The sequence below is a fragment of the Streptomyces uncialis genome, from assembly GCF_036250755.1.
Taxonomy (GTDB): Bacteria; Actinomycetota; Actinomycetes; order Streptomycetales; family Streptomycetaceae; genus Streptomyces; species Streptomyces uncialis.
Map to the genome: position 1 here is coordinate 697,087 of NZ_CP109583.1, position 22,699 is coordinate 719,785.

Consider the following 22,699-nt stretch of genomic DNA (forward strand, 5'->3'; position numbering starts at 1 on the left):
ATCATCCACTTCCGGAAAGCGCGCCGGCACCGGTGAGGAAGTCCAGGTGCCTGCGCAGCATTCGCTCGTTGGCCGGGGGGAACCCCACCCCCGCCCCGGCCGCGGCGGCCCAGGTGCGGGAGCAGTCGAACCGCGGGTGCGGGCGGGGGCGTTCGGGCAGGGAGAAGGCGAGCGGGGCGAAGGGCCCGGCCGGGTCGGCGAGCATCCGCTCCCGCCATCGGTGGTACGGCACCACCTCGGTCGGGTGACCGGCCGAGGTGAGGGTGGCGGCGAGGGCGGCACGGGTGAGGCCGCCGTCGCCGTGGTAGTGGTGGTCCCGACCGAGGTGGTCCGGGACCTGTGAGAGCGCGACGACCGCCGCGGCCACCGTGTCCACGGGGACCATGTCCAGCACCTCGGCGGTGTCCGGGACGGCGCCCGCGGCGACGCATCCGGTGATCCAGCGGCTGAACGCGGAGCGCGGGTCGGCGGCGCCGGTGGCGGTGTCGCCGACGATGGCCGCGATGCGGTGGATCGAGACGGACAGGCCGTGGCCGCGGGCGGCGGCGGCCATGGCGTCGGCCACCCATTTGCTGAGGTCGTAGCCGCTGGTGAGACCGCTCGGGTCGGTGGGGGCGTCGTCCTCGGTGACGACACGGCCGTCGTAGGCGTCCCCGAGGAAGACACCGAGGGTGGAGATCAGGTGCAGCGGGGCGCCGCTGTCACCGGCCAGGCGCAGGATCGCGGCGGTGGCGTCGACGTGGGCGGGTTTGAGGGCGTTGTAGGGCGCGGCGAAGTGCGGCACGGCGGCGTTGTGGTAGATCGCGTCCACGGTCGTGAGGGTGTCGTGGTCCTCCGTGGACAGGCCGAGGCCGGGTTCGGACAGGTCGCCGGGGACCGGGATCACGCGGTCGGTGACCGGCAGCCGGCCGATCGAGCCCTGGCGGACGAGGCAGTGGATCCGGGCGTCGGTCCGGGCCAGGAGCTGGCCGAGGAGGTGGCGGCCGAGGAAGCCGGTGGCGCCGGTGAGCAGGATCCGGCGCGGCGTGCCGGCCGAGGGGGCGCCGGGTGGTTGGACGGCGCGGAGACGGATCTCGGGTGGGGGGACGGCGTCGGCGCGCAACCGGTCGAGCGTGGGCAGGTCCGCCGAGGCACCGTCGTCGATGGCTGCCGCGAACGCCGCCACGGTGGGGGCGGTGAACAGTGTGCGCATCGGCACCGTGACGCCGAGGCGTTCGCGGACGGCGGCGAGGACGTGGGCGGCGATGAGCGAGTGCCCGCCGATGGCGAAGAAATCCGCGGTGCGGTCCACGTCGGGCCGGTCGAGGACGGTGGCCCAGATGGCGGCGACGGCCCGCTCGGTGGCGGTCCGGGGCGGATCCGCCGGGGCGGAGGGGGTGGTGGGGGGGTCGGGGAGGGCGGTGTTGTCGACCTTGCCGGTGCTTGTGGTGGGCAGGGCGTCGAGGACGACGACGGTGTCCGGCACGAGATGCGCGGGCAGGCGGTCGGCGCAGAAGGCGCGCAGGCCGGAAGCGTCCGGGACGGCGACCCGCGCGTCGGGGGTGGTCGGATCGGGTGCGTTCCGGGTGGGTGCGGTCGAGGCCGGGGCGCCGACGTAGCCGATGAGGCGGTCGCCCCTGGCCACCACCACGGCCTCCGCGACGGCCGGGTGCGCGGCGAGCACGGCCGCCACCTCCCCCGGCTCCACCCGGTTGCCGCGGATCTTGACCTGGTCGTCGGCCCGGCCGACGAACTCGAACGTGCCGTGCGGGTTCAGCCTCGCGAGGTCGCCGGTCCGGTACATGCGGGCGCCGGGGTGGGCGCCGTACGGGTCGGCGAAGAACGCCGCGGCGGTCGCGGCCGGGCTTCCCCGGTACCCCCGGGCGGGCGCCAGCCCTCCGATGTAGACCTCACCGACCACGCCGACGGGCACCCGGCGCAGAGCCCGGTCGAGAAGGTGGACGCGGACGTGTCGCAGCGGGCGGCCGATCGGCAGCCGGGTAGGGTGCTCGCTGCCGTCGACGGTGCGGTGGCTGGTCGCGCAGACGGTGGCTTCCGTCGGGCCGTAGTGGTTGTGGAGGGGAATGCCGTGCTTCGCCCACGCGCGGACGGTCGCCGCCGGGACGATGTCGCCGCCGACCATCATGAGCTCCAACGGGAGGCGTTTCCCGGCGAGATCGGCCACCCAGCGCTGCCAGAGGGGAGCCGCCGTGTCCACCGCGGTCAGTCGGTGCTCGACGCAGAGGCCGAGGAGGTCCGGTCCGGTGAGGCTCCCTGGGTCGGGGTGGATGACCAGGGTGGCCCCGGCCGCGAGGACCGGGAAGATGTCGCCGAACGCGGCGTCGAAGTGCGGGGGCGGGACCATGAGGAGGCGGTGCGCGGCGGTGAGGCCGTGTTCGGCGATGAACGCGGTGGTGAGGTTGAGGAGGGTGTCGTGCTGTACTTCGACGCCCTTGGGTTCGCCGGTGGAGCCGGAGGTGTGGACGACGTAGGCGAGTTGGGACGGGTGGATGGGCGTGGGTTCGTGGTGGCCGGTGGCGGGGAGCGCGTCGCGGGTCAGCACGGTCCTCGCGCCGCTGGCGGTGATCAGGGCCTGTCGGCGGGAGAGCGGCTGGGCGGGGTCGACGGGGACGAAGCATCCGCCCGCCTTGAGCACGCCGAGGATCGCGACGATCGCGTCGGCGCTGGACGGGATGGCGACCGCGACCGGGTCCTCGCTCCGGATGCCTGCCTCGCGCAGGTGGCGGGCGACGGCTGAGGATCGGCGGTCCAGGTCGCGGTAGGTGAGGGGCGCGGCGGCGAGGTCGAGGACGGCGGTGGCGTCAGGGGTCCGGGCGGTGCGGGCCGCGATCAGGTCCACCACGGTCGTGGCGGCCGGTCGGGTGCGGACGGCCGGGCCGGTGGACGGTGTGTCCGGTCCGCCGGGGGAGGCGGGATCGGACCGGGTGTCGAGGGCGGTGTGGACGGCGTTGTCAGCCGGGGACAACAGGTCCAGCTGCGCCAGCGGAAGGCCGGGGTGGCGGACCACGGCCTCCATGACCGCCAGCAGCTGGTCGGCGATCCTGGTGATCGTGTCCGCCTCGTACCGGTCGGTGCGGTAGTCGATGAGGGCGGGCCAGTCGTCCTCGCGTTCCCTGATGTGCAGGGTGAGGTCGAAACGGCTGGTGGCGCGGTCGATCGGCACCGGGGTGGCGGTCAGACCGGTGAAGGTGACGGGCGCCGTCTCGCGGTTGAGGACCAGCATCGTCCGGAACAGGGGGTGGTCCTGCCGTGGGGTGGGGACCGTGGTGAGGATGTCGGCCAGCGAGATGTCGGCGTGGTCCATCGCGTCGGCCACCACCCCGGTGGCGTCGGCGAGCAGGTCGCGGGGGGTGGCTCCACGGTTCGTGCGGAGCCGGAGCGGGAGGGTCGTGACGAACATGCCGATCACGTCGTCCCACCCGGGCGGACGGGTGCTGACCGGAGCCCCGACGACGAGGTCGTCACCACCGTCCCGGGTGGAGGAGACGAGGGCGAGGACGGCGAGGAGACCGGCGAAGGTGGTGGCCCGCTCGCCCCGGCACCAGGTGGCGAAGCGGCGGGCGAGCCCGGCCGGGACGGTGAACCGGTGGGTGGCACCGGGGGCGGCGCCCGCGTGGCGGGGGTGCGCCGGGGCCGGGCCGGATTCCGGGTGCGGCGAACTGTCCGACGCGGGGGTCCGGGCCGCGCCGTACGGGTGGTCCGGCGAGGGTCCGGAGACAGCCGGGGCGTCGCGGAGTGTCTCGGCCCAGAACGCGGTGGTGCGCTGCCGTGGACCCACGGCCGCCGGCGTGGGGATCAGTGGTCCCGGTGCGCCGGGCCTCGTGCTGGGCGCCGTCTTCGTCCCCTGGACGTCCGTGGCACCGGACAGGGGCGCGGAGTTCGGATCCACGGTGGTCAGGGTCTTCAGCAGGATCGACATCGAGGTGTCGTCGCAGATGAGGTGGTGAGCGGTGATCGTCAAGAGATGGGTCGTGGGAGAGGTTCTGATCAGGTGGGCCCGCACCAACGGACGCCGGGTCAGGTCGAAGGGGTGGTCGGCGTCCTGGGCGGCCAGGCGTTCGGCCTCCGGCCACGGGTCCGCGTGAGCGCTCAGGTCGGTGGTGCGCCAGGCCCTCGCCGCCAACTCGTCCGCGTAAGGCGCCGCGTTCAGCCAAGGGGTGTCGTCATGGACGACGATCGCCGATCGCAGGACGGGTTGGGTGGCCAGGGTGCGGGCGAACCTGGCGCGCAGGTCCGCCTCGTCGAGCGCACCCTCCAACCGGAGCGCGGCGTGCACGACGTAGGCGCCGTCGTCCTGGCCCGCCTGGTGGATGATCCACAGTCCGCGCTGCGGGCCGGACAGCTGCCCTGGTGGAGCGGGCGCCGACGCGGGGATGTGCGGGATCTCCGGAGTACCGAGGTCGGCCTGGCCCGGATCGATCGCGGCGGCCAGGGTGGCGACGGTGGGGTGGGCGAACAGGGTTCTGATCGTCACCTCCACGCCGAGGGACGCCCGGATCTTGGCGACGGCCTTCACCGCCGCCAGGGAATGGCCGCCGGACAGGAAGAAGTCGTCGTCGCGGTTGACCGGGCGGGCCAGCAGGCCCGCGAAGATCTCCGCGATCGTGGTCTCCGGACCCGGGTGGGGGGCAGCGGCGACGGCGTCCTCCGACGGCGGGGGCAGGGCGCGTACGTTCAGCTTTCCGGAGCTGGTCAGCGGGAACGCGTCCACGGACACCATCGCCGAGGGCACCAGGTAGGCGGGAAGGACACGGCTCAGCCGCTCCCGCACCCTCGGCCAGCGGGGCCGCCCGGCGGCCGGGATCACATAGGCCACCAGGCGGTCACCGTCACCGGCCACGCGGGCGTCGGCGACCTCCGGGTCCGCCCGCAGCGCGGCCTCCACCTCGGCCGGTTCCACCCGGTGGCCGCGCACCTTGAGCTGCGCGTCCACCCGCCCGACGAACTCCACGACGCCGTCCGGGCGGCGCCGCGCCAGGTCGCCCGTCGCGTACATACGCGCGCCGGGGACCGGCGAGAAGGGGTCGGCGACGAACCTCGTGGCCGTCCGGCCGGGCGCCCCGAGATAGCCGCGCGCCAGCGGGAATCCGCCCAGGTACACCTCGCCGACCACGTCGTCGTCGACCGGTCGCAGGCCCGCGTTCAGCAGACGCAGGGCCACGCCGTCGAGGGGGTCGCCGATGCCGAACCGGCTGTCTTGGCGCACCCGCTCGGCGGTCGACCAGATCGTCGTCTCGGTCGGGCCGTACGTGTTCCACAGCTCGGCCCCGCCCAGCGACCCGGCCAGCTCCGGCGTCAGCACCTCCCCGATCGACACCCGGACGCGCACGCACTCCGGCACGCCTCCGGCCGCCACCAGCACCGCCCACACCGACGGGGTGACCTGGACGACCGTGACCCCCTCGGCCGTCAGACGCCGCGCCAGCGCGGGCCCGTCCACCACGATCTCCGGCGGTACCGGCGCCACCCGGGCGCCCACCGTCAGCGGCGCCACCAGTTCCCACACCGAGATGTCGAACGCCGGGGAGATCATGGCCGCCACCACGTCCCCGGCGCCCAGCCCCACCAGCGCCGTCGACCGGGCCAGCATCCCGGCCACCGCGCGGTGCGGCACGCCCACGGCCTTCGGGCGGCCGGTCGACCCGGACGTGTGGAACACATACGCCAGTGACTCGGGGCCGATTCCGGGATCGACGCGCTCGAACTCCTCCGGCAGGTCAGGGATCTCGGTCAGCACGACACGGGCGGCCCCGGTGACGGCCCGGCGCCTCGGCTCGGGCCACGACGGTTCCACCGGCACGTACACCGCGCCCGCCCGCCAGATCCCGAGGACGGCCACCACCAGGTCCGTGCCGCGCGGCAGGTCCACCGCGACCCACGCCTCCGGCCCGGCGCCCTTCGCCCGCAGCACCGAGGCCAGCGCCGCCGAACGGCGCTCCAGCTCGGCGTAGGACAACTCACCCACCGCGAGGCCGTCCGCGCCGAACCGGATCAGCTCCAGCACGGTCGACGGCGCCGGAGCACCGGCGGGCCCGGCCACCGGCGCGGCCATCACCGAGGACCCCGCCGTCAACGCCGACAACCGGCGGTCGGGGTCGGCGCACGCGCGGTCCAGCAAGGCCAGCAGCCGCCCGGCGACACCGTCGACCGTCGCACCGTCGAACAGGTCCGTGTCGTGCTCGGTGACCACCGCCATCTCCGCGCCGCCGGACTCCACCATCACGGTGAGGTCGACGTCGGCCGTGCCCGTGTCCGGCGGCATCCGGTCGGCCCGCACTCCGGGGAACACCACCTCGGGTGGGTCCTGCATCACGAGGTGTGCCTGGCACAGCGGCGCGTGGCTCGGGTCGCGGGAGGCGCCGACCGCCTCGACGATCCGGTCGAACGGGACCGCCGCACCGCCCAGTCCCGCCGCGACCGCGCGGCGGGCCCTGGCCACCAGCTCACGGAACGTCGGATCGCCGCCGATCCCCATCCGCAACGGCACCGGGTTCACGAACATTCCGACGACGCCGGCGAACTCCGGTCCCGGCCGCCCGGACACCAGGGTGGCGACCACCACGTCGTCCTGACCGGCCGTCGTGCCCAATGTGGCGGCGTACGCGGCCTGCAACACGACGAACCGGGTGGCGCGCGTGGCGCGGGCGAGCGCGTCGACCCGCGCGGTGAGACCCTCCGGGACGGTGTGGCGGCGCAGCTCCCCCCGGAAGGCGCGCATCCTCGGGCGGGGCCGGTCGGTGGGCAGGGTGAGCAGGTCCGGCACACCGTCGAGCTCGGACACCCGGCGGGACGGGTCGTGGTCGACGGTGTCCGGCGGCGCCCCGGGATCCGGCAGTGGCCGGGCCGGGTCGGCGTACAGGGCGCTGATCTCCTCGCACAGCACCGACAGTGACCTACCGTCGACGGCCGCGTGATGCGTGTTGATCACCAGTACGTGGTCGGTCGGTGTGATCCGGCCCAGCCGGATCCGGAACAACGGCCCGGTGCGCAGGTCGAACGGCTCCCGTGCGGCCTGCGCCGCGAACGCCTCCGCGTCCGGCACCGTCCGCACCACGACGTCCGCGGCGCCCACCGGACCCACCCGTCCGACCGGCTCGCCGTCGACCTCGTCGAAGGTGGTGCGCAGCACCGGGTGCCGGGCCACCACCAGATCCGCCGCGCGCTGGAGCGCGTCCACCGACACGGGGCCGGCCAGCCGGAACACCGCCGGGTTGTTGTGCAGGGGTGCCCCTTCGGCGAACGCCTCAAGGAACCACAGTCGTCTGGCCCCGGGCGGGAGCGGGACCGTCATCGGTACGCTCCCCGGTCCCCGAACCGGCGCCGGTACGCCGCCAGATGCTCCGGGTCCGCCCGCAGGAACGGCGCGTCGGCGGCCACCATGTGCCGCACCGCCAGCAGCGGCAGCGGGCTGCGCAGCGGCCGGAAGTCCGGGTTCCACAGACCGGGCGCGGACGGCGGTCCCGGGTGGAACTCACCGATCATCAGACCGCGTTCCACGAATCCGGGCTTCAGCTCTCGCTGTATGCGGTCGATCTCGCCGGGCGTGATGTCCGGCAGCACCACCAGGACCGTCCGGTATCTGGCCTGCGGCCCGTCACGCGGCGGCAGGTCCGGGAACCAGTCGCGGTAGGCGGTCATCACCGCCCGCAGGTCCGGCCGTCCGGGGTGTTCGGCGAGGAAGAGCCCGCCCCGTTCCAGCGAGACGGCCGTGTACGGGCAGACGTCGCCGCTCCGCCCCAGATCGGGGTGCGGCCGGCACAGGTAGGACCGTGCCCAGGCCAGCACCACCTCGGCGGCGGCAGGCAGGTCCGGGTGGTCCGGCTCGAACAGCGCGACGTCACCCGACGGGTGGCTCAGCATCTCCCGCTCCGCTTCCGCCGTGCCGCAGCGAGCAACGTGACCGCGCCGAGCCCGGCGAGTCCGCCGAGGAGGCGGTCCTGGCGGCGGGCCCGGGCGAGCGCGTCGCCGTACGGGAGGCTGCTGTGGCTGATCATCGCGTACAGCGTCCGCCACCCCGGTAACAGGCGGCCGAGCGTGAAGTCGATCCGTTTGCGGGCCAGGAACACCGGTGACCGCACCCGGTCGCGCAGCTCCACGAAGTTGCGGGCGGACAGCTCGGCGAGCACATCGGTGTGCGGACGGCGGCGGGCCTCGAACGCGGCGAGCGCGTCGCCCGGGGCGTGCTCGGCGAGACAGGCGTCGAGCACCGCGCAGTCCTCGAACGCGGCGTTCATCCCCTGGCCGTAGAACGGGTACACGGCGTGCGCGGCGTCGCCGACGAGGACGACACGGTCGTGCTGCCACGGCGCGGTGCGCACCGTCACCAGGCTGCCCGGCTCGTGCGCGAGGAACTGGGTGACCAGGTCCGGCACCAGTTCGGTCAGGTCGCCGAACTCCTCGGCCAGGAACGCCCCGGCCCGCGCCTTGTCGCGCAGCCCCGCGAATCCGGTGTCGCCGTCGAACGGCAGGAACACGGTGCCGGTCAGCGATCCGTCCGGGTTGGGGTGTGCCACCACCAGTCCCCGCCTGCCCGGCCACACGTGCAGCGCCTCCGGCCGGTCGACGGCCGGGATGGTGAACTCCCGGTAGCCCCAGTCCAGATGCGTCTGGTGGAACTCGGCGCGCACCTGGCGGTGCAGGTGCGCGCGCACGGTCGAGTACGCGCCGTCCGCGCCGACGACGAGATCCGCCGGGAACGTCCGGGCCGCGGTCCGCACCTCGGTTCCGGCCAGGCCGGTGACGCGGTGCCCGAACCACAGCCGCACCCGGGGGACCGCTTCGGCGGCGTCGAGCAGGGCGATGTTGAGGTCGTGGCGGCGGACCGAGTGCAGCACCTCGGTGTCGTCAGAGCCGTAGGGCTGGTAGGTGGTCCGGCCGCTGTGGTGGACGATCCGCCCGCGCATGGGAACCGCTTTGGCCAGGGCCTCCTCCAGGAGGCCGATGTCGCGCAACGCCGCCCGCCCGCGTTCGGACAGCCCGACGCTGATCGACGCGGCGTCCGGGCCGTTGGTGCCGCGCGGGTCGCCGCGCCGCTCCACCACGTCCACCCGGTGGCCGCGGCGGGCCAGCCGGATCGCCAGCATGGTTCCGGCCATCCCCGCCCCGACGATGACGACGTTCATGTCCGGCCCCCGGCCGGGTCGACCGGGTCCATCGCGACCAGGGCTTCGACGAGATCTGCGGGTGTGGAGGCGTCGAACACGGTGGCCACGGACGCGTCCACGGCCAGTTCGACCCGGATCCGGCTGACCAGCGCGGTGGCCATGAGCGAGGTGCCACCGAGGGCGAAGAAGTCGTCGTCCGGCGCGACCGCGTCCACCGACAGCACCTCGGCGAACAATCGGGCGAGGTCGTCGGCGAGCGAGCCCGACGCCCGCGGCGCGGGCTCGGCGAACGCGGCCCGGTCCAGTTTTCCGTTGGGGGTCAACGGGAAGTGCCCGACCACCTCGATCATGTCCGGGACGAGGTGGGCCGGCAGCCGCTCGGCGAGGTGCGCGCGCAGGTCCGGCACGCTCGCGCCGCGCGGCAGCACGTAGCCCACCAGGTAGGCGCCGAGCGGTCCGGAGCGGGCGACGACGGCGGCCCGCGCCACCGCCGGGTGAGCGCCGAGCGCGGCCTCCACCTCGGCCGGTTCGACCCGGTGACCGCGGATCTTCACCTGATCGTCGGCCCGGCCGAGGAACAGCAGGTCACCGTTCGGCAGCACGCGGACCAGGTCGCCGGTGCGGAACATGCGCGACCCGGGCGGACCCCACGGATCGGCGACGAACCGCTGCGCGGTCGTCCCGGGGCAGCCCAGATAGCCGCGCGCGACCCCGGCGCCGCCGATGTACAGTTCGCCCTCGTCGACCGGGGCGCACTTCTCGTCCAGCACCCGCAGTTCGGTGCCGGGGATCGCCGCCCCGATAGGCACCACCGGGCCGCCGGTGAGCGGCGCGCTCATGGTGGCGCACGCGGTCGTCTCGGTCGGGCCGTAGGCATTGATCATCCGGCGGCCGGCGGACCACCGGGCGACGAGGTCCGGGCCCAGCGCCTCCCCCGCGACGATCAGGCAGGCGACCGAGGGCAGCGCCATGTCCGGCTGGGTGGCGAGCGCGCTCGGTGGCATGCACACATGGGTGACGCCGTGCTCGGCGACGAACCGGGCGAACGGTTCGCCGGGCGGAAGTCCCTCGGGCGGCGCGAGAACGAGCGCGGCCCCGGTGAGCAGCGCCATGCACAGGTCGGCGACGGCCACGTCGAAGCCGACCGACGCGTACTGCAACACCCGGGCACCCGGTCCGGCACCGAAGCGTTCCCGTTGCGCCGCGACGAGTCGAGCGATCCCCGTATGGGGAACGACCACGCCCTTGGGCCGTCCGGTCGAGCCGGAGGTGTAGATGACGTAGGCGGCGCTCGCCGGATCGGGATCCGTCACCGGGGCGGCGGACACCGGCGCGGCCTCCAGCGCCCGCAGCTCCCCCGGCGTCAACACCAGGGCGGGACGGGCGTCGGCGAGCACGGCGGCCACCCGGTCCGGCGGTTGGGCGGGGTCGACCGGCAGATACGCGGCTCCCGCGGCGAGGACGGCGACGACGGCGACGACCATGTCCGCGCCGCGTGGGATCGCGACGGCGACGATGTCGTCCGGCCCGACTCCGCGGTCCCGCAGCCCGCCCGCCACCGCGAAGGCGCGGGCGTCGAGCTCACCGTAGGAGAGCGTGCCGCCGGCGGCGACAACCGCGATCGACTCCGGGCTCCGGGCGACCTGGCGCCGGAACATCCCCAGCATCGTCTCGGCCGGTATGGAATTCACCGTATCTATTCGCGCGTCCACTGCGGTTTCACACTCCGTGTTCCACGGAAATCCATTAGGGGAACGAGGGGAACTCTGTCTTATGACGCGGATCGGTGTCAACGAGGTCGACGAGGTGCTTAGTTCGGCGCTCACCCGATGCGCTGACCACGATGGCAATGATGAGAACTTGCTCATGGAAAGCTTGTCCCGCCGGTCTGTTCGGCGCCATAACCTGGCCAGTATCTTGTAGCCGCTTCCCCGAGACCTGATCAGTTGCGCGCTGCCGAGCGTGACCGAGTCGTACTCGGAAATGGGTTGGCCCATCTGGAGGGGTTCGGATGAGCGGGACATCGCTGGATACGCAACCAAGGGACACGCCGCCTACGTCCGTGCCGGTCGACCAGTTGACGGAAACGGGTCTCGTGCGGGTCGCCGGCTCCAGTCCGGACCACGTCAGCGCGCTCGCGCAGTGTCCGGACGACCTCCCGCCGATCCTCGTGCACCGGCCGACCATGCGGGTGATCGACGGCGTGCACCGCTTGCGCGCGGCCAAGCTGCGCGGGGACGCCACCATCGGCGTGCGGTTCGTCGACGGCACCGAGGAGGACGCGTTCGTCCTGGCCGTGAGCGCCAACGTGAACCAGGGTTTACCGCTGACGCTGGCCGACCGAACCGCCGCCGCCTCCCGGATCCTCTCGTCGCATCCGCACCTGTCGGACCGGCTGATCGCGTCGACAGCCGGTTTGTCCACCAAGACGGTGGCCGCGATCCGGCAGCGTGCAACCGGCGAAATGACTCAGTTGCACACCCGCCTCGGCCGCGACGGGAAAGTGCGGCCACTCGACGCCTCCCGTGGACGCACGATTGCGAGTCAGGCAATTTCGAACAATCCAGATCTTTCGTTGCGGGCGATCGCCCGAATCGCCGGAATATCGGTCGGCACCGCCCGGGATGTCCGGGAAAGAATGCGGCGCGGCGAGAATCCTATTCCGCCGCGGCATCGCCTTTCCGCCGAAAACTGTACGGATAACGACGCACCGGAGAACAACGCACCGGGCAACAGCACCGGCGGTGGCAACGGCACGCCGCGCGCCGAGCGGGACCGGTTGCTGCGCTCGCTGCGCACCGATCCGTCGTTGCGGTTCTGCGAGACCGGCCGCGCGCTCCTGCGGCTGCTCGACGCCAACACCCTCGACGCCGCGCAGTGGGACCGCCTCGCGGCGGCCGTCCCCCCGCACTGGTCACCGGTGGTCGCCGACCTCGCCTTGGACTGCGCGGCCGACTGGTCGGCGTTCGCCTGCCGGATCCGCGGCCAGGTCCGCGTCAGCGCGTGAGTCCGGCGCGCACGCCACGGCGATCGCCGCCGCGAGCTGGACCACCGCGAACAGCGCGACCACCGGGAGCAGCGCCGACGCGTCGCCGACGATCGCGACCGCGACCAGCGGCCAGAAGCTGGAGATCGTGACGCCCACCTGGTAGGTCACGGCGATCGCGGAGAACCGCACCATCGTCGGGAACAGGTCCACCAGGAACGCGGCCAGGCCACCGTAGATGGCGCCGTGCGCGAGGGTCAGCGCGGGGATGAACACCAGGGCGACCAGTGTCGGATCGCCGGAGGACAGCCAGGCGCCCGCCGGGATCAGCGCCGCCACCGAGACCACGTAGCCGAAGATCATGACCGGCCGGCGGCCGAACCGGTCGGACAGCGCGCCGAACAGCGGCAGTGTCACGCACTCCCCGAGGGCCGCGATCATCAGCCAGGTCAGCACGGTCGACCGCACCTCCGGCCCGGACTTCGCCGCGTGCGCCACCAGGAACACGGTGAACATCGCGATCACCGACCCGGTGCCGAGCGAGGCGAGGATGCCGATCACCACGCGGCGCGGCCACCGCCGCAGCACCATGATCACCGGTACCCGGGCGGGGCGGCTCTCCGCCCGGCCACGCACGAACTCCGGTGTCTCCTCGATCCCCAGCCGGACCCAGATACCGATGCCGACCAGGACGATCGACGCCAGGAACGGCAGCCGCCACCCCCAGGTCAGGAAGTCCTCCTCGGGCAGCTGGGAGAGCAGTACGAAGGTCAGGTTGCTGGCGAACAACGCCAGCGCGAAGCCCATCGCGGGCCAGCTGCTGAAGAAGCCCCGGCGTCCGGGCGGGCCGTGTTCGGTGCTGAGCAGCACCGCGCTTCCCCATTCGCCGCCGATGCCGATGCCCTGCGCGACACGCAACGTCACCAGCAGGACCGGCGCGAGGACACCGGCCGTGTCATAGGTGGGCAGCAGGCCGACGCCGAACGTGGCGATGCCCATGACGAGCAACGTCCACACCATCATCGACTTGCGGCCCACCCGGTCGCCGAAGTGGCCGAACAGCAGGCCGCCCAGCGGGCGCGCGACGAACCCGGCCGCGTAGGTGGCGAACGACGCGAGCACACCGCCGGCGGTCGACGACCCCGGGAAGAACAGCGGGCCGAACACCAGCGCGGACGCCGTCGCGTACAGATAGAAGTCGTACCACTCGATGGCGGTGCCGATCGTGCTCGCGATCAGCACCCGGCGGACCGAACGAGGATCCGAGGTCGCCCCGGGTTTCACGCGTCCTCATCGGACACGAGGGCCCGCCCGCCGAGCTCGTGGGGATCGGCGGCGAGGTCGTAGGCCCACACCTGCTGCCCGTCCGCCTCCCAGATCACCTTCCGCCCGTCCGCCCGCACCGAGTGCAGCGCCTTCAGGTCCGGGTAGTCGTCCGAGGCGGCGGCCCGCTCCTGCGGGAAGTAGGTCTCCGAGTAGGCCTCGCGGGACGCCCCGGTGCCGGCCGCGAAGAACTCGGTCAGCGAGGCACCGTCCGACGACCGCGGGTCCAGACCGAGCTGGTCGAGCACCGTCGGCATGATGTCGACCAGCCGCACCTGACTGTCCACGCTCATCCCCGCCGGCACCCCGGGGCCGCTGATGATCAGCGGCACGTGCTGGGTCGCGTCGAACAGCAGGCAGCCGTGGCCCTCCTCGTACGGGTGACCGAGGTCGCCGGCGTGGTCGTTGGGGTACCACCCGGCCAGGTCCTCGCCGTGATCGGAGAAGCACACCACCAGCATCGATTCGATGTCGTGGCCCATCTCGGCGATGCGGCGCAGCAGGAGCTGGACGTAGTGGTCGGTGTAGGCGACCTCGCCTTCGTACGGGTTCGCCACCTCGACGCCGACATCCTCCGGCGGCTCGTACGGCCAGTGCGCGTCGAAGAAGTGCGCGAACAGGAAGAACGGGCCGTCGCCTTCCAGCGACTCAAGCCAGCGGGTGGCGCGGTCGACCACCACCGGGGCGCGCTTGAGCGCCAGCCCACGCAGCTTCACGTCGCCGACCGACAGCGGGTCCCGGCCGTCCGGCAGCAGCGGGATCTCGTCGTCGTAGAAGTCGAACCCGCGGTCGATCCCGTACCACTTGTTCAGGCCGGGGCAGGACACCACCGCGCCGCTCGTGTACCCGGCCGCCGACAGGCATTCCGCGAGCGTCGGCACCCGCTTGTCGAGCGATTCGCGGAACAGATGCCTGACCCCGTGGCGGGGCGGCTGGAGCCCGGTGAACACCGTGGCGTGGCTGACCGGCGTGAGGGGGCACGACGAGATCGCCTGCGTGAAGCTGACCCCGTTCGCGCGCAGCCGTTCCACGCCGGGGTACTTCCCCGAATAGGCCACGTCGGCGCGCACGGTGTCCAAGGAGATGAACAGGATGTTCGGCTGTGTGGTCACCGGGGTTCCTCTGTATTCCTCTGTCGACGGCCAGCGGCCCCGAAGGCTAGCAACGGGCTCCCCGCGTACGACAACGGCGAACAGCGCGGCATGAACACCTGTGCCGAACAGCACATCCCGCCCCTACAGTTGGCCAGCGGAGCGTCCACGACATCGACGCGAGGGAGAATTCATATGGCGCGCAAGTTGTCCCTGGCCCTGGAGCTGTATGCCGACGCGAACGGCAGCGTCGACCAGCGCTATATCGATCAGATGCGCAACCAGGACGCCGAACCGGTGCCTGTCGATCCCACGCTGCCGAGGTTCACCCTCGTCGTGGGGCCCTCGCCCTTCACCATGCCGCGCGGGTGGGAGTTCTTCCTCACCTCACCCTACGAGGGTGCGACGTACATCTCGACCGTGCTGCACAACGCCGGGTACCCGGTGCGCATCATCGACGTCCGCTACACCCCGAACCCCCTCCAGGCGGCGTACGACCAGATCGTCGAAGGCACCGACGTGCTCGGTGTGTGCACGTTCGAGGACAACTTCCCGTTCTGTCGCGAGCTGATGGCGATGGTCCGTGAGTCGCACCCGGAGATACCGATCATCTGCGGCGGCTCGCTGGTCACTTCCGTTCCGGCAATATTCATGTCGGACACCGACTGCGACGTCGCGGTGATCAGCGAGGGCGAGATCACCATCCTGGAGCTGATGGAGAGTTACTCCCGCGGCGCGTGGAAGCAGGATCTCCCGACCATCAAGGGCATCTGCTACCGGGACGAGAAGGGCAAGGCGCGCCGCACGCCACCGCGCGGCCAGATGATGGATCTCGACGCGCTGCCCAGGATGCGGCTCGACCTGTGGCCTCAGGCGCGCTCGCCGCTCGGCATGCAGCCGCAGGTCATCTCGTCCTACAGCCGCGGCTGCAAGATGGACTGCTCGTTCTGCTATCGCACCACCCCGCAGGTGCGGGCGAAGTCGCCGGAGAAGATGGACCGGGACCTCGACTGGCTGAAAACCCAGTACGGCGTGGACTTCTGCTTCTTCGTCGACCTCACGTTCAGCTCGCACCGCGGCCAGACCATCGAGATGTGCGACGTGATCTCCCAGCACGATCTGCGGTGGACCTGTCTGACCCGGTGCGCCGACATGGACGTACCGCGCATCGACGCGATGCGGGAGGCGGGCGCGGACATCATCCTGTACGGCGTCGAGTCGCTGGGCCGCGAGGTGTTGCGCGAGGCCCGCAAGGGCAGCAGCGAGAACCTGACCGTCCGCGCGATGCGCACCACGTTCGACGGCGGCGTGCGGTTCGGCTCGCTGCTCATCGTCGGTCTGCCGAACGAGACCGAGGAGTCACTGTCGGACATGGTGCAGTTCGCCGAGCAGTACAACCATGTGACCCGGGTGAAGTATCTGTCGGCCATGCCCGGTACGACGGTGTACCAGAACGCGCGGCAGAACAAGATGATTCGCTCCGAGATCGACCACCTGAACTGGCTGTCGGTCGAACAGGCGCTGCACGAGGACGAGTTCCTCAACGTGAGCGGGCTGCCCGAGCAGGTCTGCCGGGACGCGTACAAGCGTGTGTACGACGCCTATCAGCCCGGCCCGGTGATGGACTTCCAGCACTGGCCGGAGCACTTCCAGTACTTCCACCCGCAGCCGGCCGACGGCACCGAGCGGTCGACGTCGTATGCCGGGAACGGCTGGCGCACGGAGTGGAGTTCCGCCGCCGCGCCACTGGTCCCCGGTTCCGAGCTGTACACATTGGACAAGGTGGCCGACCCGGAGGTGGCCGCGGTCGGGAGCACCCTGATGGACTGCGGCGCGAAGAAGCTCGCGGTCGGGGGCTGACGGGTGCCCACTCAGGACGGCCCGATCCTGATCATCGGGACCGAGCGCTCCGGGTCGAACCTGCTGCGGCTGGTGCTCGACGCGCACTCGCGGATCGCGGTACCGCATCCTCCGCACTTCATGCGGTACCTGTCCGGCATCCCGTACCACGGTGATGTCGACGCGATGGTGGGCGACGCGATGTGGTTGCTGCGCGACCACATCCACCCGTGGCCGCACGTGATCGACCGGGGCGCGGTGGCCGGGGCGGCCGGCCCGTCGCTGTTCGGGGTGGTGTCGGCGATCTACGACCAGTACCGCGTCGCGGAGGGCGCGGCCCGGTGGGGGTGCAAGAGCACGTTCATGGTCGAGCACGTCGACGAGGTGCTCGCCGAACTCCCGGACGCGCGGTTCCTGTGGCTGGTGCGCGATCCCCGCGATGTGGCCGCGTCCGCGAAGCGGGCCGTGTTCGGCTACTGCCACCCGTACCGGATGGCGCAGCGGTGGGCGGCCGAGCAGGAGCTCGCCCGCGCGGCCCTGGAGCGGTGGGGGCCGGCCGTGGTGCACCTGGTGCGGTACGAGGACCTGGTGTCCGCGCCCGACCGGGAGATCCGGGCGATCTGCGACTTCATCGGTGAGGCGTTCGAGCCCGCGATGCTGGCGCACCACCTCGGTGGCAACGCCCGGGTGACCGCGTCGCTGTCGGCGTCCTGGCGCACGGCGGGCGACCCGATCACCACGGCCCGGATCGGCGCCCACCGGCGGGAGCTGTCCGACCGGGAGCGGCGTCAGGTGGAGAGCGTGGCCGCGCGGGCGATGGAGACGCTTCGCTACCCGTTCGACGGGGCCTCGCTGGGCGAACCGGCTCCCGGGCCCTTCGGCGTCGCGCTGCGCGGCTTCGCGGTGCGGCTGGCGGTGGAGGCGCGATCGCTGCGCACCGACCGCAACCACTTCCGGCGCTGGCGGCGCGACGCCACCGTCCGCCGGCTGCGCCGCCGCGCGAGGCCGGGCCGTCCCCTGGTTCCGGCAGGAGAGAGCAGATGAACGAGACAGGAAGCGTCCGCACGCACTTCGCGGACCGCGCGAGCACCTACGACCGGTCCAGTTCGTGGTGCACCGACGACACGCTCGGCGAGCTGATGCTGTCCACGGCGGCGCCCCGGCCGGGCGACGCGGTCCTGGACGTGGCGTGCGGCACCGGCCTGGTGTCAAGGCTGTTCGCCGGGCGGGTACGGCGGCTGGTCGGCGTGGACATCACGCCGGAGATGGCCGAGCAGACGGGCGACGTGCTCGACGAACTGGTCATCGCCCCGGCCGAGGAACTGCCGTTCGAGGACGGCACGTTCGACATCGTGGTGTGCCGTCAGGGGATCCAGTTCATGAGCCTGCCGGACGCGGTGCGGGAGATGGTGCGGGTGACCCGGCCGGGCGGGCGGGTCGTGCTGACCCACCTGTGCGCCTACGGGGACGACGACCGCGACGAGTACTTCGAGATCCTGCGGCTGCGCAACCCGGCCCGGCGGCACTTCTTCCGGCCCGGCGATGTCGAGGCCCTGCTCACCGGCGCCGGGTGCGATCCGGTGAGCTCGCAGCGGTACGTGTCGGTGGAGGACGTGGACGTGTGGTCGGACAACGGCGCGATCGGCGAAGACGCGCGGGAGGCCATCCGGGACCGCTACCGGAAGGCGTCACCCGCGTTCCGCGCACGGCACGCGGTGGCCGAGGCGGACGGGCGGATCACCGATCACATGCTGTTCGTCGTCGCCTCGGGAACGAGGGTCTGATCATGGAACCGGACCAGTCCCTTGCCGACGGCGTGCGGGCCGCGTTCCTCGCCGAGGCGGCCACCGCGGCGCGGTACACCTACTTCGCACAGGTCGCCGGGATCGAGGGCCACACCGAGGCGGCCCGGGTGTTCGGCGAGCTCGCCGAGAGTGTGGCCTGCGCCGCCCACGGGCACCTGGACGTGCTGCGCGACCTGTTGGGCGGCGGCGATCCGGGCACCGGCCTCGCCCTCGGCGACACCCGCCGCAACCTCGCCGCGGCGATCAGCGGCGACCTCGGGGAGGCCACCGAACGCTACCCCGGCCTGGCGGCGCGGGCGCACACGGAGGGCGTGGCCGATCTGGCGAGCTGGCTGGAGACACTGTGCACATTGAAGAAGTCGCACGTGGACCGGCTGGAGCAGGCCCTCACCGGGCTGACCGAGCCGCGGTTCGCCGGGAACGGAGCGCCATGACCACCGACTACAACGCCGAGGCGATCACCGTCTACTCCGGGCTGGAGGCGGTGCGCCGCAACCCGTCGATGTACGTCGGGTCGACCGGCTCGGACGGCGCCCACCACCTGGTGCTCGAACTGGTCGACAACGCCGTGGACGAGGCCGCCGCCGGGCACTGCGGCGCGATCTCGGTGGAGCTGCACGACGACGGCTCCTGCTCGGTCACCGACGACGGCCGGGGCATCCCCACCGACCCGCACCCGGAGGCCGGGATCCCGGCGTGCGAGCTCGTGCTCACCACGCTGCACTCGGGGGGCAAGTTCGACCACTCCTCGTACGCGACCTCGGCCGGGCTGCACGGCGTCGGCCTGGCCTGCGTGAACGCGTTGTCGCAGTGGTTGCGGCTGGATGTATGGCGCGACGGCGCGCACCACAGCGAGTCGTTCGCCCGAGGCTCCATCGAGACCCCGCTCAAGCGGGTCGGCGACAGCGACCGCCGCGGCACCCGGGTGTGGTTCCGCCCGGACCCGGAGATCTTCTCCTCGTGCGAGCTCGACGCGGAGCTGCTGCACGCCCGGCTGCTCGACATCGCGTATCTGCACCCGGGCCTGCGGGTCGATCTCATCGACCACCGCACCGGGCGGCACGAGTCGCTGTGCGAGATGACCGGGGTGCGGGGCCTGCTCGCGTACCGCGCCCGCGACGCCGAGAAGGTGCACGCCGAGCCGACGACCATCACCTGGGCCGGGGACGGGTGCGTGATCGACGCCGCCGTCCAGTGGACCGAGGGGTACGCGGAGCAGATCTTCAGCTACGTCAACACCATCCGCACCGACCTGGGCGGGTCGCACGTGGACGCGCTGCGCGGCGCGCTGGCCGGGGTGGTGGCCGAGCACCTCGGCCCGGCCGCGGACAAGATGACCGTGGTCGACATCCTGGAGGGGCTGACCGCGGTGATCGCGATCCGGATCCCGGACGCGCGGTTCGACGGCCAGACCAAACGCACCCTGCGCAACGACGACGCGGGCGCCCGCGTGTTCGACGTCGTCACCGAGCAGGCGCGGCGCGCGCTGGCGGCCGACCCGGAGCTGGCCCGCCGCATCGCCGAACGGGCCGTCGACGCGAGCCGGGCGCGGCTCGCCGCGCGGCTGGCCGGGCGGACGGCCCGTTCCCGGACCAAGGCCGTCGAGGTCGACTACGCGGTCTACCAGCGGCAGTTCGGGATCCGTTCGAAGGACTGGCACGACTCGTGCGCCTGGCTCACCGACGACGACCTGCTCGGCAAGCACGCGGAGCTGTGCGCGGTTCCGCAGGACGCCCGGATGCTGGACGTGTGCTGCGGCAGCGGCGTCGTCGGCGGCGCGTTCCGCGGCCGGGTCGGCGAGATGGTCGGGCTGGACCTCACCCCGGAGATGGCCGCGCTCGCCGCCACCCGGCTGGACGTCGTGCACCAGGGCACCGTCTACGACCTGCCCTTCCCTGACGCCAGTTTCGACCTGGTGGTCACCCGGGAGGTACTGCATCTGCTGCCCCAGCCGGAGCGCCCGGTGTCGGAGATCTTCCGTGTGCTGCGGCCGGGCGGGCAGTTCATCGTCGGGCAGATCGTGCCGTACTCGGACGTGGACGCGTTCTGGATGTTCCGCGTGTTCAAGAAGAAGCAGCCACTGCTGTACCAGATGTTCCGCGAGGAGGACTTCCGGGGGTTGCTCACCGGCGGCGGGTTCACCGACGTGCGGATGGAGGAGTACTTCCTGTGGGAGTCGATCGACCGGTGGATCGACACCCACGAGACGACACCGGCGAGCCGGCAGGAGATCTACCGCCTCTACTACGACGCGCCGCGCGAGGTACGCGCCGTACACCCGTTCGAGGTACTGCCGGACGGCTCGGTGCGTGACCGGTGGCGGTGGTGTGTGTACTCGGTGCGGAAACCCGACCATGCCTAGCCGCACCGTGGTTCGCCCGGTCGCCGAGGTCGTGCGCGGGCTGGAGGCGCTGCGGCCGCTGCGGGGCACGCCGGTGCCGCACTTCCGCGCGAAGGTGCGCGATCTCGTCGTCGTCGCGTCGAGTTCGCGGGGCGGGTCGAGCATGCTCGCCGAACTGCTCCGGTCCTCGCCGCACCTGCTGCACCTGCGCGCCGAACTGAATCCGCTGCTGCGGCTGGTCGGCCTCGACCACCCGCACAACGGCACCGGATCCGACGTGCTGGACGCGGCGCACTGGCACGGGCTCCCGCCGCGGTCCCGGGCGTTGTTCGAGGCGGAACTGGCACTGGACGCGGGTTCTCCCGGCACCGGCGTGGAGAACCTGGCGGTGGACGCGGCGTGGCGCCTGGTCATGCAGTGGCCGGGGCTGGACCTCGATCCCGTCGACCTGGTGCGGACCGCCGAGGGGGTACTGGACCGTGATCTCCCCCGGTTCGCGCGGGCGCTGATCGACATGGCCGGCGTGAACCCCTGGTACTACGACCTTCCCGGGCGGTCACCGGGACCACGGCCGGCCGGGCCGCCCGGTGACGTGCTGCTCGAAGAGCCGCCCTTCGTCCTCCCCCGCCCGTGGCGGCCCGCGGACGAACACGAGGTCGCCACGAAGCCACTGGTGATCAAGACGCCCGGCAACGCCTACCGGCTCGGCTTCCTGCGGGCGGCGTTCCCCAACGCCCGCCTGCGGGTGCTGCACCTGACCAGGAACCCGGCCGCGTCGGTCAACGGCCTGGTCGACGGATGGCTGCACCACGGATTCCACGCGTACCGGCTGGACGAGCCGCTGCGCATCACCGGATACGCAGACGTGCGGCCGGCCGACCGGCACTGGTGGAAGTTCGACCTGCCACCCAGCTGGCCCGAGTACACCGCCGCCCCCCTGCCCCGGGTCTGCGCCCACCAGTGGCTGTCGAGCCACCGTGCGGTGCTCGCGCACGGGGCGGATCACACGGTGCGGTTCGAGGACATGATCAGCGGTCCGCACGCCCGCACGGACGCCGTCGAACGGATCGCGGACTGGCTGGGGATCCCGTTCGACGGGCCGCTGAAACGGGCCGCGACCGACGGCATCGCCGCCACTGTGGCCACCGCCGCACCACGCCCCGGCCGGTGGCGGGCGCGGGAGGAGGAGATCCGGTCCGCGCTCGGTCCCGACGTACTCGCGATGGCGGAAAGGCTTGGCTATGCCCGTGACGACCACTGGATCTGAGCTGAGCACCCACGGCGGCCAGGGGTGGGTCCCCCGGACGGCGTCGCACATGGACGAGGTCGCGGCCGGGGAGGTGTGGGCGCCGTGCGGGTACCGGTCGGAGACGGCCGCGCTGCGGTCGGTGCTGCTGGTCCGCCCGCCGGACAGCCTCGCCGAGGTGCGACGGCCCGGGGCCTCGCTCATGCTCGGGCCGGTGGACCTCCCGGCGATGCGGGCGCAGTGCGACGCGCTGGCGGACCGCCTGCGGGAGCACGGCGTCGAGGTACACCTGACGTCCCCCGCGGCGACGCCGAACGTGGTGTTCGCGCGGGACCTGTTCTGGATGACCCCGGCCGGGGCGGTGCTGGCGCGGATGGCGTCGGCGCAGCGGGCCGGCGAGGAACGGCATGCCGCGCTCGCCCTGGCCGAGGCCGGGTTCCCGATCCTGCGCACGGTGTCCGGCACCGCCGTGTTCGAGGGCGCCGACGCGCTGTGGATCGACCCGTCGACGGTGCTCGTCGGTACCGGGTTCCGCACGAACGCGGCCGGCGCGGCCGAGGTCGCCTCGGCGGTCGCGGGACTGGGGGCGCGGGTGGTGACGGTACCGCTGGCGCCGGGCGTACAGCACCTGCTGGGGACGGTGGTGTTCCTCGACCCGTCCACCGCCGTCGTCCACCGGGCGGCGAGCCCACCGGAGTTGACGGCGCTGCTCGCCGAGTACGGCTACCGGGTGATCGCGCTGCCGCCGGACGAGGAACTGCTGGTGCGGCGCGGGATGAACCTGCTGGTGCTCGCGCCGGGGCGGGTGCTGATGCCCGCGGGCTGCCCGGGAATCCGGCGGACGCTGGAGCGGGCGGGTGTGGCCGTCGACGAGATCGACATCGGCGAGTACCTGCGGGCGGCCGGCGGGATCGGCTGTGTGACCGGGGTGGTGCGCCGTGAGCACTGAGAGCCGGGCACGTGG

General features: G+C 72.6%; 14 protein-coding genes. 8 read left to right on the top strand and 6 right to left on the bottom strand.

The window, feature by feature from the left end:
• Position 1: 1 nt before the first annotated feature.
• From OG711_RS02555 to OG711_RS02570, 4 genes are read right to left on the bottom strand one after another with little or no spacing between them, the layout of a single operon-like run.
• Positions 2 to 7,291: a non-ribosomal peptide synthetase gene (locus OG711_RS02555; RefSeq protein ID WP_329558240.1), complete on the bottom strand. Its 7,290-nt coding sequence runs from the start codon at positions 7,289 to 7,291 to the stop codon at positions 2 to 4.
• Positions 7,288 to 7,860: a DUF6875 domain-containing protein gene (locus OG711_RS02560; protein WP_178390975.1), complete on the bottom strand. Its 573-nt coding sequence runs from the start codon at positions 7,858 to 7,860 to the stop codon at positions 7,288 to 7,290. Before OG711_RS02560 ends, OG711_RS02555 begins: the two co-directional genes overlap by 4 nt.
• Positions 7,854 to 9,122, bottom strand: coding sequence for an FAD-dependent oxidoreductase (locus tag OG711_RS02565; RefSeq protein ID WP_329558241.1), 1,269 nt, complete (start codon positions 9,120 to 9,122; stop codon positions 7,854 to 7,856). The genes OG711_RS02560 and OG711_RS02565 overlap by 7 nt, the downstream gene beginning before the upstream one ends.
• Complete coding sequence (locus OG711_RS02570; protein ID WP_329563573.1) at positions 9,119 to 10,771, bottom strand: non-ribosomal peptide synthetase; 1,653 nt, start codon at positions 10,769 to 10,771, stop codon at positions 9,119 to 9,121. Before OG711_RS02570 ends, OG711_RS02565 begins: the two co-directional genes overlap by 4 nt.
• A gap of 395 nt (positions 10,772 to 11,166) precedes the next feature.
• On the opposite strand from OG711_RS02570, the gene OG711_RS02575 reads away from it, so the two are divergent.
• On the top strand, positions 11,167 to 12,111 hold the full coding sequence (locus OG711_RS02575; protein ID WP_329558242.1) for a ParB/RepB/Spo0J family partition protein: 945 nt from the start codon (positions 11,167 to 11,169) through the stop codon (positions 12,109 to 12,111).
• On the opposite strand, the gene OG711_RS02580 is transcribed toward OG711_RS02575, so the two are convergent.
• Both OG711_RS02580 and OG711_RS02585 read right to left on the bottom strand, forming a co-directional pair.
• Positions 12,019 to 13,374 carry an MFS transporter gene (locus OG711_RS02580; protein ID WP_329558243.1) on the bottom strand — a complete coding sequence of 452 codons (1,356 nt, stop codon included), beginning with the start codon at positions 13,372 to 13,374 and terminating at the stop codon, positions 12,019 to 12,021. The genes OG711_RS02575 and OG711_RS02580 overlap by 93 nt on opposite strands.
• Positions 13,371 to 14,525, bottom strand: coding sequence for a sulfatase (locus OG711_RS02585; RefSeq protein WP_329558244.1), 1,155 nt, complete (start codon positions 14,523 to 14,525; stop codon positions 13,371 to 13,373). Before OG711_RS02585 ends, OG711_RS02580 begins: the two co-directional genes overlap by 4 nt.
• 174 nt (positions 14,526 to 14,699) lie before the next feature.
• On the opposite strand from OG711_RS02585, the gene OG711_RS02590 reads away from it, so the two are divergent.
• From OG711_RS02590 to OG711_RS02620, 7 genes are read left to right on the top strand one after another with little or no spacing between them, the layout of a single operon-like run.
• The gene (locus OG711_RS02590) at positions 14,700 to 16,364 is read left to right on the top strand and encodes a B12-binding domain-containing radical SAM protein (RefSeq protein WP_266504824.1); all 1,665 of its coding nucleotides are present in this window, start codon (positions 14,700 to 14,702) and stop codon (positions 16,362 to 16,364) included.
• 3 nt (positions 16,365 to 16,367) lie between these two features.
• Entirely contained in the window at positions 16,368 to 17,387 is a 1,020-nt protein-coding gene (locus OG711_RS02595; protein ID WP_073786032.1) for a sulfotransferase family protein, read from the top strand.
• Positions 17,384 to 18,127 carry a class I SAM-dependent methyltransferase gene (locus tag OG711_RS02600; RefSeq protein ID WP_266504829.1) on the top strand — a complete coding sequence of 248 codons (744 nt, stop codon included), beginning with the start codon at positions 17,384 to 17,386 and terminating at the stop codon, positions 18,125 to 18,127. The genes OG711_RS02595 and OG711_RS02600 overlap by 4 nt, the downstream gene beginning before the upstream one ends.
• A gap of 2 nt (positions 18,128 to 18,129) precedes the next feature.
• Positions 18,130 to 18,582, top strand: a complete 453-nt coding sequence (locus tag OG711_RS02605; RefSeq protein WP_099281533.1) for a rubrerythrin family protein — start codon at positions 18,130 to 18,132, stop codon at positions 18,580 to 18,582.
• Positions 18,579 to 20,510, top strand: a complete 1,932-nt coding sequence (locus OG711_RS02610; RefSeq protein WP_073786038.1) for a methyltransferase domain-containing protein — start codon at positions 18,579 to 18,581, stop codon at positions 20,508 to 20,510. The genes OG711_RS02605 and OG711_RS02610 overlap by 4 nt, the downstream gene beginning before the upstream one ends.
• Positions 20,503 to 21,756 carry a sulfotransferase family protein gene (locus tag OG711_RS02615; protein ID WP_073786040.1) on the top strand — a complete coding sequence of 418 codons (1,254 nt, stop codon included), beginning with the start codon at positions 20,503 to 20,505 and terminating at the stop codon, positions 21,754 to 21,756. The genes OG711_RS02610 and OG711_RS02615 overlap by 8 nt, the downstream gene beginning before the upstream one ends.
• Positions 21,731 to 22,684 carry a dimethylarginine dimethylaminohydrolase family protein gene (locus OG711_RS02620; protein WP_329558245.1) on the top strand — a complete coding sequence of 318 codons (954 nt, stop codon included), beginning with the start codon at positions 21,731 to 21,733 and terminating at the stop codon, positions 22,682 to 22,684. The genes OG711_RS02615 and OG711_RS02620 overlap by 26 nt, the downstream gene beginning before the upstream one ends.
• Positions 22,685 to 22,699: the final 15 nt, after the last annotated feature.